The 17,387-nt window shown below is 61.9% G+C and carries 15 protein-coding genes; 6 read left to right on the top strand and 9 right to left on the bottom strand.

Annotated features, from left to right (window positions below):
* Window positions 1–4: 4 nt before the first annotated feature.
* Both NKG99_RS21280 and NKG99_RS21275 read right to left on the bottom strand, forming a co-directional pair.
* The gene (locus NKG99_RS21280) at window positions 5–457 is read right to left on the bottom strand and encodes an RbsD/FucU family protein (protein WP_352870586.1); all 453 of its coding nucleotides are present in this window, start codon (window positions 455–457) and stop codon (window positions 5–7) included.
* Between the two features lie 27 nt (window positions 458–484).
* A complete protein-coding gene (locus tag NKG99_RS21275; RefSeq protein ID WP_352870585.1) occupies window positions 485–1,543 on the bottom strand; it encodes an ABC transporter ATP-binding protein in 1,059 nt (352 codons plus the stop codon).
* 288 nt (window positions 1,544–1,831) lie between these two features.
* Between NKG99_RS21275 and NKG99_RS21270 the strand changes: the two genes are divergently transcribed.
* From NKG99_RS21270 to NKG99_RS21260, 3 genes are all read left to right on the top strand, one after another.
* Entirely contained in the window at window positions 1,832–3,508 is a 1,677-nt protein-coding gene (locus NKG99_RS21270; protein ID WP_352870584.1) for an ABC transporter substrate-binding protein, read from the top strand.
* A gap of 88 nt (window positions 3,509–3,596) precedes the next feature.
* Complete coding sequence (locus tag NKG99_RS21265; RefSeq protein ID WP_352870583.1) at window positions 3,597–4,718, top strand: carbohydrate ABC transporter permease; 1,122 nt, start codon at window positions 3,597–3,599, stop codon at window positions 4,716–4,718.
* 45 nt (window positions 4,719–4,763) lie between these two features.
* The gene (locus NKG99_RS21260) at window positions 4,764–5,681 is read left to right on the top strand and encodes a carbohydrate ABC transporter permease (protein ID WP_352870582.1); all 918 of its coding nucleotides are present in this window, start codon (window positions 4,764–4,766) and stop codon (window positions 5,679–5,681) included.
* 30 nt (window positions 5,682–5,711) lie between these two features.
* Here the strand turns inward: NKG99_RS21260 and NKG99_RS21255 are convergent, their stop codons facing one another.
* Both NKG99_RS21255 and NKG99_RS21250 read right to left on the bottom strand, forming a co-directional pair.
* Window positions 5,712–6,455, bottom strand: a complete 744-nt coding sequence (locus tag NKG99_RS21255; RefSeq protein WP_352870581.1) for a creatininase family protein — start codon at window positions 6,453–6,455, stop codon at window positions 5,712–5,714.
* A gap of 3 nt (window positions 6,456–6,458) precedes the next feature.
* The gene (locus NKG99_RS21250; protein ID WP_502910983.1) at window positions 6,459–7,097 is read right to left on the bottom strand and encodes an SIS domain-containing protein; all 639 of its coding nucleotides are present in this window, start codon (window positions 7,095–7,097) and stop codon (window positions 6,459–6,461) included.
* A gap of 105 nt (window positions 7,098–7,202) precedes the next feature.
* Here NKG99_RS21250 and NKG99_RS21245 point away from each other — a divergent pair, with 105 nt between their 5' ends.
* Window positions 7,203–8,225: an aldo/keto reductase gene (locus NKG99_RS21245; RefSeq protein ID WP_352870580.1), complete on the top strand. Its 1,023-nt coding sequence runs from the start codon at window positions 7,203–7,205 to the stop codon at window positions 8,223–8,225.
* Window positions 8,226–8,370: 145 nt separating this feature from the next.
* On the opposite strand, the gene NKG99_RS21240 is transcribed toward NKG99_RS21245, so the two are convergent.
* The 4 genes from NKG99_RS21240 to clpP form a co-directional block, all read right to left on the bottom strand.
* Window positions 8,371–8,643: an HU family DNA-binding protein gene (locus tag NKG99_RS21240; RefSeq protein WP_027143628.1), complete on the bottom strand. Its 273-nt coding sequence runs from the start codon at window positions 8,641–8,643 to the stop codon at window positions 8,371–8,373.
* Between the two features lie 298 nt (window positions 8,644–8,941).
* Entirely contained in the window at window positions 8,942–11,353 is a 2,412-nt protein-coding gene (lon, locus tag NKG99_RS21235; protein ID WP_352870579.1) for an endopeptidase La, read from the bottom strand.
* 305 nt (window positions 11,354–11,658) lie between these two features.
* Window positions 11,659–12,933 (bottom strand): ATP-dependent Clp protease ATP-binding subunit ClpX, encoded by a 1,275-nt coding sequence (clpX, locus tag NKG99_RS21230; RefSeq protein ID WP_352870578.1) that lies wholly within the window; start codon window positions 12,931–12,933, stop codon window positions 11,659–11,661.
* Window positions 12,934–13,229: 296 nt separating this feature from the next.
* A complete protein-coding gene (clpP, locus tag NKG99_RS21225) occupies window positions 13,230–13,859 on the bottom strand; it encodes an ATP-dependent Clp endopeptidase proteolytic subunit ClpP (protein ID WP_111545684.1) in 630 nt (209 codons plus the stop codon).
* Window positions 13,860–14,189: 330 nt separating this feature from the next.
* Here clpP and NKG99_RS21220 point away from each other — a divergent pair, with 330 nt between their 5' ends.
* The gene (locus NKG99_RS21220) at window positions 14,190–14,780 is read left to right on the top strand and encodes a hypothetical protein (protein WP_352870577.1); all 591 of its coding nucleotides are present in this window, start codon (window positions 14,190–14,192) and stop codon (window positions 14,778–14,780) included.
* An 18-nt stretch (window positions 14,781–14,798) separates the two neighbouring features.
* On the opposite strand, the gene NKG99_RS21215 is transcribed toward NKG99_RS21220, so the two are convergent.
* The gene (locus tag NKG99_RS21215) at window positions 14,799–15,902 is read right to left on the bottom strand and encodes an NAD(P)/FAD-dependent oxidoreductase (RefSeq protein WP_352870576.1); all 1,104 of its coding nucleotides are present in this window, start codon (window positions 15,900–15,902) and stop codon (window positions 14,799–14,801) included.
* 104 nt (window positions 15,903–16,006) lie between these two features.
* Here NKG99_RS21215 and NKG99_RS21210 point away from each other — a divergent pair, with 104 nt between their 5' ends.
* Window positions 16,007–17,257 carry a cytochrome P450 gene (locus tag NKG99_RS21210; RefSeq protein ID WP_352870575.1) on the top strand — a complete coding sequence of 417 codons (1,251 nt, stop codon included), beginning with the start codon at window positions 16,007–16,009 and terminating at the stop codon, window positions 17,255–17,257.
* Window positions 17,258–17,387: the final 130 nt, after the last annotated feature.

Genomic DNA, 17,387 nt, shown 5'->3' with positions numbered 1-17,387 from the left:
GCCGCTACTCCGCATCCGGCGGAACGACGCCCTTGCGGAAGGCGAAGCAGCCATAGAAGCGGCGCTCGCCGGTCTGGATGACGCAATAGGCTTGTTTGGCGCGCTCGTAGAAGGCATAGCGCTCGACCGCTATCATCGGCCACGACTTGCCCTCGGCCGCGTCGACTTCCTTCTGCACTTCCTTCTGCACGGGCGGAATCTCATCCGGCTTGCCGACGATTTCCATGCGCGCGGCCGAGTCGTCGACGAACGTGTCCAGCGGGTAGAGCGACAGCACCGCCTTTGCAACCTCGGCGGCCGACGCATCGATGCGCAGCAGGCGGCCGAGCGCGGTCTGGCGCGCCACCGAATCGGACGGAAAATTGGTGTCGGCGATGATCAAATCATCGCCATGGCCCATTGCCCGCAATGCCTGCAGCACGTCGGCATTGAGCAGCGGGTTGATGCCTTTGAGCATGATATTCCTCGTGAAGTCCGGTTGAGATCAGAGACGCTTGCCGGTCTCGGCGTCGAAAAGGTGGACCTGGTCGAGCCGCGGCTTCAGGGTGAGCGTGTCGCCCGGCTTGAAGTCGTGGCGCTCGCGAAACAGCGCCACCATCTCGCCTTCGCCGAAGCGCAGGAAGACCAGCGTTTCCGAGCCGGTCGGCTCAACCACCGAAATCTTCGCCGGCACGCCATCGGGATGAATTTCGAGATGCTCCGGCCGCACGCCATAGACGATGGCCTGGCCGTCCTGTGCGGCATTGTCCGATGCAACCGGGAACAGCGTACCCGCGATGTCGACACCCGGCTTGGCGCCCTTGCGCATGACGCCCTTGAGCAGGTTCATCGAAGGCGAACCGATGAAGCCGGCGACAAACAGATTGGCCGGCCGGTCGAACAGTTCCAGCGGCGCGCCGACCTGCTCGATGCGACCGTCGCGCATGACGACGATCTTGTCGGCCATGGTCATGGCCTCGATCTGGTCGTGGGTGACGTAGATGGTGGTGGTCTTCAGCCGCTGGTGCAGTTCCTTGATCTCGGTGCGCATCTGCACGCGCAGCTTGGCGTCGAGATTGGAGAGCGGCTCGTCGAACAGGAACACCTGCGGATTGCGCACGATGGCGCGGCCCATCGCCACGCGCTGGCGCTGGCCGCCGGAAAGCTGGCGGGGATAGCGCTTCAGATAGGGATTGAGGTCGAGGATGTCGGCGGCGCGCTTGACCCGCTCGGCGACCACGGCCGGATCGGTTTTCCGCAGCTTGAGCGCAAAGGCCATGTTCTGCTCAACCGTCTTGTGTGGATAGAGCGCATAGTTCTGGAACACCATGGCGATGTCGCGCTTGGCCGGCGGCAGATGATTGACGATACGGTCGCCGATGGCGATCGTGCCGGCGGAGACGGTTTCCAGCCCGGCCACCATCCTGAGCAGCGTGGACTTGCCGCAACCCGAAGGGCCAACCAGCACCACGAACTGTCCGTCCGATATGTCGACGCTGACTTCGTGCAGAACCTTGACGGTTCCGAATGCCTTGGCCACCTTGCTGATCGCGACTTGCGCCATATCTCCCCCGTCGGTTCCATTAACCGTAGGCGCAGAAGCTAACCAACGCGACCGGTCAGGGCAAGTCGGTCTCTTATAGATAAAAACCCGTTCTCGTTGACACGGCGTTTGGTTGTGAGAATAGTGGCAGGCGCTGGTCAAAATGTCGGTACCCGATCCGCAATCGGAACTTCAATCGACGCAGGGTGGGGTCCTGCTAATTCGTTTCCGAACCGGGAGCATCGTTGGCGCTCCAGCGTCCGACAGTTGGTCAATTTATTCACACTGAAGTTCTGGGAGGAATAGGCGATGAGAACAGGTCTTTACGAGAAACTGGTTCGTGCCGGCGCCACAAGGCGTGACATATTGAAGGGTGCGGCCAGCATGGCCGCGATTGCAGCCGCATCGGGCGCCGGGCTCGGCGCCTTGACGCGCCCGGCTTCCGCCGCAAGCGAACTTCGCTCCAAAATCCTGCAGATTCCCGGCGTCGGCAAAGGCCAGCCGACGGATGCTGATTTCCAGAAGGTCGGTGAACTCTGCCTCGAGGCCACCAAGGCCAACGTGAAGGAAGGCGAATTCGCCGGCGTCGAGCTGACCTTCATGGGTCTCAACAACCAGAACCTGCATAATGTTCTGTTCCGCGGCTTTCTAAAGCCATGGGAGGCCTATACCGGCGCCAAGATCAGCTGGATCGACCTGGCGCAGGCCGATTACAATCCGCGCCTGCAGCAGGCTATTGCCACGAACACCATCGACTTCGATATCGTCGAGATGGGCGCGCCCTTCGAAGGCGACGTCTGCGGTAAGGGCCTGACCTCCGAGATGCCGGACTGGGTCAGGAAGCAGATCGATATGGATGACATTGTTGCCTATCTGAAGCCGCCGGTCGGCACCTGGAATGGCAAGCAATATCGCGTGACCGTCGACGGCGACACGCACAACTTCAACTACCGCACCGATGTGTTCTCCGACTCTGATCTGGCAGCAGCCTGGAAAGCCGATAGCGGCGACAAGGCAGGCCTGACGGAATGGGGCGTGCCGAAGACCTGGCAGCAGGTGCAGGCCGTGACCAAGTTCCTCAAGGGCAAGCAGATGAAGGGCCAGGACGTCTACGGCTACCTCGACGCGCCCAAGCCATGGGGTGGATTCGGCTTCTACTTCCTCGGCAGCCGTGCCAGTGCCTATGCCAAGCACCCTGATGACAAGGCGTGGCTGTTCGACGCCGATACAATGAAGCCGCGCGTCAACAACCCGGCCTGGGTGCGGGCGATCCAGGACGTGATCGACGCGCTGCCTTCCGAACCGCAGGATCAAATCAATGCCGACCCGAACCAGACCTGTTTCTCCCAATTCCTGGGCGGCACTGGTTCGATGCTGGCTTGGTGGGGAGACGCTGGCTCGAATGCGAAGACTAGCGACTCCTCGGTCGTCGGCGATGTCACCGGCTTCTCGATCCTGCCGGGCTCGGACGATGTCTACAACTCCAAGACAGGCAAATGGGACAAGCTCGCCAGCGGCCCGAACTATGCGCCGAACTGCGCCTATCTCGGCTGGGGCGTCTATGTCATGGCCCGCGTCGACAGCGACGAGAAGAAGAAGAAGGCGGCATGGTCCGCCGCTGCCCATCTCGGCGGCAAGGACCTGTCACTCTGGTGCGCCGCATATCCGTCGGGCTTCCAGCCCTACCGCAATTCCCACTTCGATATTCCGGAATGGGTGGCTGCCGGCTATGACGAGGCCTTCATCACCTCGTATCTCAAGTCGGAAGCCGACAGCTACAACCATCCGAACGCGGCGATCGAGCCACGCATCCCCGGCATCTTCCAATACTACAGCGCCGCCGAGGACATTCTGGCCAACACCTTCGCCGGCAAGATGAAGGCGCAGGAAGGCGCCGACGCGATCGCGGCGGCCTGGGAGAAGCTGACCGACCAGATCGGCCGCGACAACCAGGTCAAGCTCTACAAGGCTTCGCTCGGCATGTAGGCTGGCCTATGAACCGTGGTCCGGCGGAAACGCCGGACCATTTTAGACCGGCTCCGGCTCCTTGAGAGCCTTCAAACGGGCGAGATTTGTGGCAGACCAGACTTCGACCGCAAACCAGTGGCCGGCAGACGCCGGCACTTCCGATCTGATTTCTCCAGGCCGCAAACGGCTCGGCTGGGTCCTGATGGCCGTTGCAACGCTCGGCCTGCTGGCGACGATCGTGATGGAAATCCTCTACAAGGGCAGCGCCGATACGATCGGCTTCGAGACCTGGCGCCCCGTCGTCTACGCCTATGTGCTGTGGGGCGTGGCTATCGGCATCGGCCAGGTGATGACGCGGGGCGAGGACGGCCAGCGTGCCCTGTTCCTGCTGCCGGCGCTGCTGTTCACCATAGCCATGGTGATCTTCCCGACGCTGTTCGGTTTCTACATCGCGCTCACCGACTGGAACCTCAGTTCCTTCAGTGGCCGCAGGTTCAATGGGCTCGACAATTTCTGGCAGATGCTGGGCGATCCCTACTACCGCAATGCGCTGGTCAACATGGTGCTCTATGTGCTGGCGGTAGCGGTCGAGTATGTCATTGCCTTCGGCCTGGCGCTGCTGCTTAACGCACAGATCGGGGCACGAAAATTCTTCCGCGTCGTTTTCCTGTTGCCGCTGATGCTATCGCCGGTCGCCGTGTCGTGGATGATCGGCAAGTCGCTGATGGAATACCGGTTCGGGCCGGCGGCGACGCTGGCGCGCCATCTCGGCTGGGAGAATCCGGCCTTCTTCAGCGACCCGATCATCGCGCGCATCGCAATTATGGTGCTGGATGCCTGGACGTTCATTCCGTTCATGATGATCATGCTGCTGGCCGGCTTGCAGGCGATGTCGCGCGAGGTGCTGGAGGCCGCGCGGGTCGACGGAGCCAATGTGTGGCAGACCTTCTGGCAGGTCACCTTCCCGCTGATGCTGCCGGTGTCGGTGACGGCGGTGATCCTGCGGATCATCTTCAAGCTGAAGCTTGCCGACATCATCATTACGGTGACATCGGGCGGCCCGGGCGGCGCTACCGATTCCGTGTCGAGCTTCATCTACCGCGAATACCGCGACCGCTCGAATGTCGGCTACGGAACCATGCTGGCGATGGCCTATCTGGTGATCATCATCGTGTTCGTCACGTGGCTGTTGAAATTCGCCAACCGTTTTGTCCGCAATGTGAATTGAAGCAGGATGGGTCAATTGAAGCAAGATCGGGTGAATTGAGCTAAGATGAGTGTTCAGACCACCGAATATGTCGCCTCGGAGATCCGGTCGCCGGCGAGCTTCCTCGTCAGCCGCGTTTTCATCTATGGGGCGCTGGCCTTCTGGGCGTTCATCTGCCTGTTCCCGATCTACTGGACGATCACGACCTCGTTCAAGACCGCGGTGGACGTCACCCAGGGCCATCTCATCCCCTTCGTCGACTTCCAGCCGGACTGGAAGGGCTGGCGTTCGCTCGGCCTGTCGCCGGACTCGATCTTCCAGACCTCGACGGTGCGCGACGAGTTCCTCAAGCGCTTCATGAATTCGGTGATCACCTCGGTCGGCGCGTCGAGCCTCGCCATCGTCATCGGCAGCCTCGCCGCCTACGGGCTCACCCGCTACCGCTATCATTTCGCCTGGTTCAAGAACGAAGACATCTCGTTCTTCTTCCTGTCACAGTTGATCCTGCCGCCGGTGGTGCTGGCGCTGCCTTTCCTGGTGCTCTACCGGGAGGTCGGCCTGCTCGACACGCGCGTCGGGCTGATCCTGCTCTACACGCTGATGGTGCTGCCGATCGTCATCTGGATCATGCGCGACCAGTTCAACTCGATACCCGTGGAGCTTGAGGAAGCCGCACTCGTCGACGGGCTGTCGATCTGGGGGGCGTTCTTCCGCATCGTCATGCCGATCGCGCTGCCCGGCATGGTGGCTGCCTTCATCCTGGCGATGGTGCTGTGCTGGAACGAGTATTTCTTCGCCGCCCTTTTGACCTCGACCGACGCCAAGACAATTCCGGTCATGGTGGCGAGCCAGACCGGCTCGCAAGGCATCAACTGGTGGTCGATGGCGGCGCTTGCCACGGCGGCCATCGCGCCTCTCGCCGTCATAGGCATTGCGCTCGAGCGCTATCTGATCATGGGCATGACCGCTGGAGCGGTCAAATAGCGGCGCCTTGTGGGAGAAGGAAGAACCGCGCTAACTCCTCAAGATCGTGCGCAGGTGATCCATGATCATGGCGACGCCCCTTTGACCGAGTTCCGCCGAAGCATCGCTGGCACTCGCCGTGTACCAGCTTTTGTTGTCTTCGAAGCGACCCGCATCGACAGCCTCCGGGCATAGCGCCAGCATCAGCGAGGTCTCGCCGATGCCGGCATGATCGAACGGGTACTTGCCGTTCATGTCGGGCGACATCAGCGGATGCACCTGCACCCAGTTGAAGAAATTATCGCCCTCGGCGTGCTCGGCATAGTAGCCGGCCATCGCCTCCGAGCCCCACCAGCCCTCGCCGCGCTCCTTCTCGAGGAAGCGGAAGATCGCCTGGCGGCCGGCGGTCTTGAACGCCAGATCGGTCGGCATGCCGGCGGCGAAATTCTCGGTCTGATGGTGGATGATGGCGTGGATGTTGCGAAAGCCGATGCGCAGCAAGCTGTAGAACAGCTCCTCGCCGAACGGCGCCAGCGCATTGCCGCCGACCTGCACCGAGCCGCTGCCTTCCGGCGGCGCCACCGCATAGCTCGCAGCACCGTAATAGAAGGGCGGCAGGATGACGATGTCCCTCTCCTTTTCGAACAGCTCCAGCGTCTTGATGACGGCCAGCGTGTCCATGCCGACGGCCATGTGCTCGCCATGGTATTCGAGCACGCCGAGCGGCAGGGCGACCGGCCAATTCTCGGCGATCGCCCTGCGGATCTGGTGTGGCAGCATCAATTCGTAGCGCATGATCTATTCCATGTTGGTGTGGCGGGCACGCATCGCGTCAGGCGACGCGCCGATCAAATCCTTGAGCTTCAGCACCATCACCTCGAACAGCAGGAACAGCGCGCCCTCGAACATCGAGCCCATCGGCAGGACCGATGTCTTCCGCGCCCCCTGATCGTTGGCCATGGTCTGCGCGGGAATGAGCAGCGTGAAATCGGCGCGCTTCGCCGCGCTGCTTTCGGCTTGGGCGGTCAGCAGCAGGTTGGTCGAGCCTGCATCGTGCGCGACCTGCATGAGGGTCAGCACGGTCGAGGTCTCTCCCGGCCCCGAACTGGCCAGGAAGACATCGCCCGATCCCAAGGGCGGCGTGTTCATGTCGCCGACCACCGAGACCGGCAGGCCGAGATGATAGAGCCGCATGGCAAAACCCTTGACCTGCAAGGCCTCGCGCCCGCAGCCATAGACGACGATCCGAGGGGCGCCGGCCAGCATCTTGCAGGCAGCATCGATCCGGTGCTCGTCGACGCGCGCCAGCACGCCGCCGAGTTCGGCTAGCGCGGTCTCGAACAGGCCTTTGCTCTTGTCGCTCACCGCAAACCTGCCATCGAAAAACACCCTGGGATTTGCCGCCCTTGTCGCCACGAACAGCTTGATTTCGTTCATGCTAGCAACCGCGAAAATGCGTGTCCAACGCCGCGCGGCGCTTTTGCCAAGCCACAGGCATGATAGTGTCATTTCAGACAAATCAAGCGAGGCAAACGGCAGGATATGAAGACACGGCATTTCGACCGCATCGGCAATGGCGGCATCAGTTTCACCGAACTCGGCTTCGGTACGGCGCCGCTCGGCAATCTCTATCGTGCCGTCTCGGACGAGGATGCCAATGCCACGCTGGACGCCGCCTGGGCGACCGGCTGCCGCTACTACGACACCGCGCCGCTCTACGGGCTTGGCCTGTCGGAAACGCGGCTCAACCCTTTCCTGCGCGGCAAGAAGCGCGACGACTATGTGCTGTCGAGCAAGGTCGGCCGCATCATGCGCGCCTGCCCGCCGGAAGAGCGCACCGGCATCGGCAAGTTCTTCGACACGCCGTCGCGCCGCGAGGTGTACGACTACAGCTATGACGGCGTCATGCGCTCGTTCGAAGCCTCGCTGGAGCGCCTCGGCGTCGACCGTATCGATATCCTGTTCGTGCACGATGTCGACATCTTCACCCATGGCAGCAAGGAAGCGTCCGACCGGCGCATCGAGGAATTCATGCGCTCGGGCTACTACGGCTTGCTCTCGCTCCGCGACCAGGGCGTCATCAAGGCGTTCGGCGGCGGCATCAATGAGTGGCAGGTTGCGCAGACGCTGGCCGAGCGTGGCGACTTCGACCTGTTCCTGCTTGCCGGGCGCTATACGCTGCTGGAGCAGGAGGCGCTGACATCCTTCCTGCCGCTCTGCCAGGCACGCGGCATCGGCATCGTTCTCGGCGGGCCCTACAACTCCGGCATCCTCGCAACGGGACCGAAGCCCGGCGCTTACTACAACTATTCCGAAGCGCCGAAGGACATCCTCGACCGGGTCGCCGGTATCGAAAGCGTCTGCAAGCGCCATGGCGTGCGGCTGATCGAGGCCGCCCTGCAATTCCCGCTGCTGCACCCGTCGGTCGTCTCGGTGATCCCCGGCGGCCAACGGCCGAGCGAGGTCGAGAGCAACCGCTCGCTGCTCGATGCGAAACTACCCGCGGCGCTTTGGGCAGATCTCAAGAAGCAAGGCCTCATGCGACCCGAGGCGCCGACCGCATGACCGGCCGCCATTCGCTTCGGCGTCCGGCACAAAAATGAAAAGCCGGGCAAGCCCGGCTTTTCTGGTCGCATGTACCTGTGTAGGGCACAAAAATGAAAAGCCGGGCAAGCCCGGCTTTTCTGGTCTCTGAAAAGAAAAAAGGCGCTTAGTTGACTGCGTCCTTGAGGCCTTTGCCGGCCGAGAACTTCGGCACGGTGCGCGCCGGGATCTGCACTTCGGCGCCGGTCTGAGGATTGCGGCCGGTCGACGCCGCACGCTTTGACACGGTGAAATTGCCAAAGCCGACAAGCCGGACATCGCCGCCCTTCTTCAGTTCGCCGCTGATCACGGAAAATACCGCATCGACCGCCGACTGCGCGTCACCCTTCGAAATGCTCGCGGCATCGGCGACAGCGGACACCAGTTCGTTCTTGTTCATAAAAATTCCCTTCCATGAGAACACCGGAACTATCGACTCATCCGGCAGGAAACGGACTTTAGAAAGAAGCGTTGCCGCAACCAAGTCGAAAAGGCAGGAAAAAAGCGGAAAAAGCCCGGAAATGCTGGGTTTTTCACATGAAAAAGCCGGGCGCTGGGCCCGGCTCTCTGTTTGTGCACTGCAACCTTGGCGAAAACCAACGCATGGCCCCGAAAACCGCGGTCGGTTTTCGGAAAGGACCATGCGCAAGTCCAGGTATTAGAGCGTCCTCCGCGCGTCCAGGTAGGCGCGCGACGCTCTAATGCGCAAGCGTCTTTCCGGCATCGTCCGTGGTGTCGGTCGTGGCCGGAGGATTGACCGGTTCGACCCATTCGATCGGCTCCGGCATACGTACCAGCGCGTGGCGCAACACCTCACCGACCCGTGCGACCGGAATGATCTCCATGCCGTTCTTCACGTTGTCCGGAATCTCCGCCAGATCCTTGGCGTTGTCTTCCGGGATCAGCACCTTCTTGATGCCGCCACGCAATGCGGCAAGCAGCTTCTCTTTCAGGCCGCCGATCGGCAGGACCCTGCCGCGCAGCGTGATCTCGCCGGTCATCGCCACATCCGCCTTGACCGGAATACCGGTCAGAACGGAGACGATTGCAGTCGCCATCGCCACGCCGGCCGACGGTCCGTCCTTGGGCGTCGCACCTTCCGGCACGTGCACGTGGATGTCGCGCTTGTCGAACAGCGGCGGCTCGACGCCGAAATCGATGGCACGGGAGCGGACATAGGAAGCCGCCGCCGAAATCGATTCCTTCATCACGTCGCGCAAATTGCCGGTCACCGTCATGCGGCCCTTGCCGGGCATCATGACACCTTCAATCGTGAGCAACTCGCCGCCGACTTCCGTCCAGGCGAGCCCGGTAACGACACCGACCTGATCGTCAGCCTCGACCTGGCCGAAGCGGAAGCGCGGAACACCGAGGTAGTCGGCGAGGTTCGCCGCCGTGATGTTCACCGTCTTCTTCTTCGTCTTCAGGATCTCGGTCACCGCCTTGCGGCCGAGCTTCATCAGCTCGCGCTCCAGACTCCTGACGCCCGCTTCACGGGTGTAGGTCTGGATGATGGCGCGGATCGCGTCCTCGCCGACGGAGAACTCCTTCGGCTGCAGGGCATGGTCGCGCACCACCTTCGGCATCAGGTGCCGCTTGGCGATCTCGATCTTCTCGTCCTCGGTGTAGCCGGCGATACGGATGATCTCCATGCGGTCCATCAAGGGCGCGGGGATGTTCAGCGTGTTCGCCGTCGTCACGAACATCACGCTCGACAGGTCGTATTCGACCTCGAGGTAATGGTCCATGAACGTCGAGTTCTGCTCGGGATCGAGCACCTCGAGCAGCGCCGATGACGGATCGCCACGGAAGTCCTGGCCCATCTTGTCGATCTCGTCGAGCAGGAAGAGCGGGTTGGACTTCTTCGCCTTCTTCATCGACTGGATGACCTTGCCGGGCATCGAGCCGATATAGGTGCGGCGATGGCCACGGATCTCGGCTTCGTCACGCACGCCGCCCAGCGCCATGCGGATGAATTCGCGACCGGTCGCTTTGGCGATCGACTTGCCGAGCGAGGTCTTGCCGACGCCGGGAGGGCCGACAAGGCACAGGATCGGCCCCTTCAGCTTCTTCTGGCGGCTTTGCACGGCAAGGTACTCGACGATGCGGTCCTTGACCTTGTCGAGGCCGAAATGATCGGTGTCGAGCACGTTCTGCGCGAAAGCCAGATCCTGCTTGACCTTGGAGTTCTTGCCCCACGGGATCGACAGGATCCAGTCGAGATAGTTGCGCACGACGGTCGATTCCGCCGACATCGGCGACATCGTCCTGAGCTTCTTCAACTCGGCTTCCGCCTTTTCGCGGGCCTCCTTGGAGAGCTTGGTCTTCTTGATGCGCGCCTCGATCTCGGCGGCTTCGTCGCGGCCGTCCTCGCCCTCGCCGAGCTCCTTCTGGATCGCCTTCATCTGCTCGTTGAGGTAGTATTCGCGCTGCGTCTTCTCCATCTGGCGTTTGACGCGCGAGCGGATGCGCTTCTCCACCTGCAGGACGGAGATTTCGGCCTCCATGAAGCCCATCGCCTTTTCCAGACGCTCCTTCACCGAGAGCGTGGCCAGCATTTCCTGCTTTTCAGGGATCTTGATGGCGAGATGCGAAGCGACCGTGTCGGCGAGCTTGGAATAGTCGTCGATCTGGCTGGCGGCACCCACCACTTCGGGCGAGATCTTCTTGTTCAGCTTGACGTAGTTCTCGAAGTCGGTGACGACGGAACGAGCCAGCGCCTCGACCTCGACCTCTTCCTCTTCCGGCTCGACCAGCGCCGAGGCACGGGCCTCGTGGAAGTCGGGACGGTCGGTGAACGAGACGATTTTCGCGCGCGAGGCGCCTTCGACCAGAACCTTGACGGTACCGTCGGGCAGCTTCAGCAATTGCAGCACATTGGCGAGCGTGCCGATGTCGAAGATGGCATCGGGCTCGGGATCGTCGTCGGCGGCATTCATCTGGGTGGCAAGCAGGATCTGCTTTTCCTGACCCATCACCTCTTCCAGCGCCTTGATCGATTTTTCACGCCCGACGAAGAGCGGAACGATCATATGCGGGAATACCACGATGTCGCGCAGTGGGAGGACCGCGAAGACGCCGTCGCTGGGTGCCTTGGATATTTTGGCCATTGTCCAACCTTTCATGTCGCGGCCGCCAATCAGCCAACCGCGAATCTTATATTAACGACCGGGGATCGTTCCGCCTACCACCGTTTGTGACGGGAGTTTTACAGCACAGAAATCGGGCACCACGGCCTTCTCCAATTAGTTGGATGCACGACCCACAAAGATCAAGGGGCGGGTACAAATCCGTACCTCCAACGTACCGCAAGTGACACATTTGCGACGCTAGGACCGGGCGCCCCCGCAAAACCCCGCGCGACAGCAAAACGGCGCCTTGCGGCGCCGTTTCAGAATTCCGCCGCGGGCTCATGTCAGGCGCTGACATTGCCCTTCTTTTCCTTCTGCTCGGAGTAGATGTAGAGCGGCCGGGCGCTGCCGGTCACCACCTCCTCCGAAATCACCACTTCGCGCACGCCTTCGAGCGCCGGAAGTTCGAACATCGTGTCGAGCAGGATCGCTTCCATGATCGAGCGCAGGCCGCGCGCGCCGGTCTTGCGATCGATGGCGCGCTTGGCAATCGCCGAAAGGGCGTTCTCGTGGAAGGTCAGGTCGACATTCTCCATCTCGAACAGCCGCTGGTACTGCTTGACCAGCGCGTTCTTCGGCTCGGTCAGGATCTGGATCAGCGCCGGCTCGTCAAGGTCTTCCAGCGTGGCCAGAACCGGCAGACGGCCGACAAACTCGGGGATCAGACCGAATTTCAAGAGATCCTCGGGCTCGACAAGGCGGAACACATCGCCGGTGCGGCGATCCTCGGGCGAAGCGACGACGGCGCCGAAGCCGATCGACGTCTTGCGGCCGCGATCCGAGATGATCTTGTCCAGACCGGCGAAGGCGCCGCCGCAGATGAACAGGATGTTGGCGGTGTCGACCTGCAGGAACTCCTGCTGCGGATGCTTCCGGCCGCCCTGCGGCGGTACGGAGGCAACGGTGCCTTCCATGATCTTCAAGAGCGCCTGCTGCACGCCCTCGCCCGACACATCGCGGGTGATCGAGGGGTTGTCCGACTTGCGCGAGATCTTGTCGATTTCGTCGATGTAGACGATGCCGCGCTGGGCCCGCTCGACATTGTAGTCGGCCGACTGCAACAGCTTGAGGATAATGTTTTCGACGTCCTCGCCGACATAACCGGCTTCGGTCAGCGTCGTCGCGTCAGCCATGGTGAAGGGCACGTCGATGATGCGGGCGAGCGTCTGCGCAAGCAGCGTCTTGCCGCAACCGGTCGGACCGATCAGCAGGATGTTGGACTTGGCCAGCTCGACATCGTTGTTCTTGCCGGCATGCGCGAGGCGCTTGTAGTGGTTGTGGACCGCCACCGACAGCACGCGCTTGGCGTAAGGCTGGCCGATGACGTAGTCGTCGAGAACCTTGAGGATCTCCTGCGGTGTCGGCACGCCCTCGCGCGACTTCACCATCGAGGTCTTGTTCTCCTCGCGGATGATGTCCATGCAGAGCTCGACGCACTCATCGCAGATGAAGACCGTCGGACCGGCGATCAGCTTGCGCACCTCGTGCTGGCTTTTGCCGCAAAACGAGCAGTAAAGCGTGTTCTTGGAATCGCCGCTGTTGTTGCCGACCTTGCTCATTTTCATGTCCTTTCATGGCCGCCCGCCGATGGTCTGGCTGAAAGGGCGCATATTCTATTTATCGCGGGAATCCGCCGCCGCCAGTGTGTCCCGGCTCCCGCAACGCTTCCGTACGAAACACAAATCAGAAAACGTGGCAACGATTCGCGACAACCCCGCATAAAGCTAAGCCGCCGAAACTCAACATAGGCTTAACGTAGGCAATCCTGTCCCCCGAGGGAACAGCCAATTGTGGCCGAAATGCCGCAAGACGCACCAAAAGCGCGTGATGGCGCCATCCAACTGCCAACTGGCCTTTATGCCACAGCGCTTTCTGCCGCTTCGCGCGACGAAATGACCTTGTCGATGAGGCCGAAATCCCTGGCTTCGTCGGCGGTCATGAAATGGTCGCGGTCGAGCGTCTTCTCGATCTCTTCGTAGCTCTTGCCGGTGTGCTTGACGTAGACCTCGTTAAGGCGACGCTTCAGCTTGATGATGTCCTGGGCATGGCGCTCGATGTCGGACGCCTGGCCCTGGAAGCCGCCGGAAGGCTGGTGAACCATGATGCGGGCGTTCGGCGTGGCAAAGCGCATGTCCTTGTGGCCGGCGGTCAGGAGCAGCGAGCCCATCGAGGCCGCCTGGCCGATGCAGAGCGTCGACACGGCCGGCTTGATGAACTGCATGGTGTCGTAGATCGCCATGCCCGAGGTGACGACGCCGCCCGGCGAATTGATGTAGAGGTTGATTTCCTTTTTCGGATTCTCGGCTTCGAGGAACAAAAGCTGCGCGCAGACCAGCGTCGCCATGCCGTCCTCGACCGGACCGGTGATGAAAATGATACGCTCCTTGAGGAGGCGCGAGAAAATGTCGTAGGCCCGCTCGCCGCGATTGGTCTGTTCGACCACCATCGGAACGAGGTTCATGTATGTTTCGACGGGGTTCTTCATCAGATATCTCTTATCTCGCGGTGGGATTCCGGCGCCGGGAATGCTGGCGGATCGGGCAGAATCGGTTCTGGATCGTTATTCCGTAAATAGGATGCCGGCTCATCCTTGTGCAAGGCCGACCCCTCCTAGCCATCTGGGTAAGTCGAATCAAGGTTACATTTCACGGGATTCATCGACCCGTGCCGCGATCGTTCGGCGGCGTCCTCACCATCGTAGCAATTTCTTAACCGCATCGCTTAACGAAATAAGGCAAATCCACTTTCCTCCGACATCTCTTCCCCTACAATCCAACGTTGAACCGTCATTGTGCCGTTCAACAGGGGGAGTGTCATGCCTGGGAAAACCGCATGCTTCACCATTGCCGGGCTGACCATGCTCGGCACGATTTCGCAGACGGCGGCCGGCGGCCGCGCCGTCGAATGCTATGAACCCGTCCGAACGCCTGATGTCTACGACACGGTCTATGAAGACGTGCTGGTCAGCCCACCCGGCCAGCAGGTCGTCGACTATGTCCCTGCCATCTACGGCACCCGCGAACGGGTGGTGATGACCGTTCCGGCACAGGTGACTTACGAGGTCGTGCCCGCCGTCACCCGCACCGTCTACCATACGGTCCGGGTCGATGGCGGCTATTCCTGGGAATGGCGCGTCATCCACGGCCGTAAGGTGCTGTGCAAGATCTGGCACAAGGCACGCTATGAGCGCGTCGCCGAAACCGTCGTAATCCAGCCGGAGCGCACGCGCCGTGTCGTCACCCCGGCACAGTACGACAGCATCGCCGAGGAGGTCCTGGTGCGGCCAGAGCAAAGGCGCATCATCGATGTTCCCGCCTCCTACCAGACCGTCGCGCGTCGCGTGCTGGTCCGCGAAGGCTCATCGGGCTGGCGGCGCGTGCATATTCCGAGGCATTGCCAGGATTAGGTTGGACGCCGGCGGCGTTCAGGCCAGCTCCGCCCGCAACCATGACTTCAGGCCGGCGATATCGCCATTGCCAACGGCGGCGGCAACACGCCGGCCAACCGCCGCGCCGAACTTGTAGCCATGGCCGGAGCAGGCCGAAACGATCAGGCATTTTCCTCGCTCATGGGCGAAGAACTTCTCGTCTGATGTGAAGGTGTAGGCGCAGGTGACAACCTCGGTCACCCTGTATTCCTCGATCCGGGCGATCGGCGGCGAGAACAGGTTGCGGATCGCTTCGCCCTCGCCCGGCACTGCCTGACGGTTCCAGTCGGCATCGCTGGTCGGCACCCTGTGCAGCCCCGAACCGAACTTCATGCCGGCGCCGCCCGAAGGCGGGATCACATAGCCGTCGACCGCGCCGCCGATATCGAGGACGACCGGCGCCGCCTGCCAAGCGGCCTCGAGGTCGGCCGGTGGTTCGACATAGGCGAGCGCGGTTCGAAAGGTCTTCAATTCGCCGTCCAGTTCCGGGAACAGTTTCAGCACCCAGGCCCCTGCCGTGACGACGATGCGGTCGGCCTGCATCGTCTCACCGCTTTCGAGCACGATATGGCCGGCCTCGGAGTCGATCGCGGTAACTTTGCTGTGTTCGTACACATTGGCGCCGTTGGCGCGCAGCCACTTTGCCAGTCCCGCCGCGATCTTGCGGCAATGCAGCGCGCCGCCTTCGGTCGAAAAATAGGCGTAGCGGAAAGAACCGGCTTCGAGAAACGGCCAGCGTTTCACGGCCGCGTCCGGCTCCAGCAATTCGAAAGGAAAATTGCCTTCTTCCAGGCCTTCGCGGTATTCCTCGGCCTCGTCGCCAGGCTCGCGCGAAATGCAGACAAATCCGCGCGCATCGAGATGGCTTTCGCCGAGATCGGCCCACATCTCGTCCCAGGCCTGATAGGCTTCGGTGATCAGCCGGCCATAGCCGGTTCCGGCCCGGTAGGCGCGGCGGATGATGCGGTGATGGTCGCCCGACGCTGCCAGCGGATTGGGGATCGGCCCCTGTTCGACGATCGACACGCTGTGGCCGGCCTTGACCAGCGACCAGGCGGTGGAGAGACCGGCGATACCCGCGCCGACAACGATGACATTCATCAAATCAGTCTTTCCGCAGCCGTGTCGGCTGGCTCAACGCATTGAGTTGCGGGCGCCAACATACGGTCTGGAACCCGGCTGGCAAGCCGCGCTATTGGTCTGGCATGAGCAAATTGACGCCACCCGCCCTGGCCTTTGATCCAGCCACTCGACGCCTGCGATTGGACCCGCACGAGCCGGCCTTTTTTCAGAACCCCTATGAGGCCTATGCCTTTCTGCATGGCGCATCGAATGCATTCTTCTGGGAAGAATTCGGCTTCTGGTGTTTTGGCGGCTTCGACGACGTCAACCGGCTGCTGCGCGACCGCCGCTTCGGCCGCCAGAACCCGGCCGGCATCCCAGACAGTCGCGGCATCGGTCAAGACCGAGGCCATCTCAGCGCTTTCGACGGCATCGAAGCCAATTCGATGCTGGAACTGGAGCCACCGGTGCACACGCGGCTTCGAACGCTGGTCAACCGTGCCTTCGTCTCGCGCCAGGTCGAACGGCTGCGGCCACGTGTCGAAGCGCTGGCCAACGAGCTGATCGACCGTTTCAAACCTGGCAAAGCCGTCGACCTGCTGCCCGCCTTCGCGGCGCCGCTGCCGATCACCATCATTGCCGAAATGCTCGGCGTGCCGGTCGAGATGGGGCCGCAACTGCTCGACTGGTCGCATAAGATGGTTGCCATGTACATGCATGGCCGCACGCGCGAAACCGAGGAGACGGCCAACCGCGCCGCGGGCGAATTTGCCGATTTCCTGCGCGGTTACGTCACCGAGCGGCGCAAGAACCCCGGCGACGACCTGCTGTCCCTGCTGATCTCGGCGCAGGAGGACGGCCAAAAGCTGTCGGAGGACGAGATGGTGTCCTCGGCGATCCTGCTGCTCAATGCCGGCCATGAAGCGACGGTGCATCAGACCGGCAACGCGGTTCGCTCGATCCTGGCGCAAGGCGGCGATCCGCGCCGCTTCTTCAGTTCACCCGAAGCGACCGCGGCAACGGTCGAGGAATGCCTGCGTTTCGATGCGCCGCTGCATATGTTCACGCGCTACGCCTATCAGGAGATCGAAGTCTCGCCCGGCATCGTCGTGCAGCCGAGCCAGACGATCGGGCTGCTGCTCGGCATGGCCAACCATGACCCGCGCATCTTTGCCGAACCGCAGACCTTCCGGCCCGATCGTGTGGACCAGAAGAACGTATCCTTCGGCGCCGGCATCCATTTTTGCATCGGTGCGCCGCTCGCCCGGCTCGAATTGCAGGTATCCTTGAAAACCCTGTTCGAACGGCACCCAAAGCTCCATCTTGCCGAAAGCCCAAGCTTCCGCGACACTTACCACTTCCATGGATTGGAAACGCTCGCGGTCGGTTTCTGACGGGTTCTGGGGCTGCCTCAGCTACCCTGCTCCGGCGCATCGATTCCTGCCTCGATGAATTGAATTGCTGGGTAGCGATTGGCACCGGCAGATGATGGCGGAATACGGGTTTTCGGGCAGCAACATCGAT

The organism is Mesorhizobium sp. M1409 (genome assembly GCF_040317535.1).
Taxonomy (GTDB): domain Bacteria; phylum Pseudomonadota; class Alphaproteobacteria; order Rhizobiales; family Rhizobiaceae; genus Mesorhizobium.
This window is presented reverse-complemented; position numbering and strand designations above follow the sequence as displayed.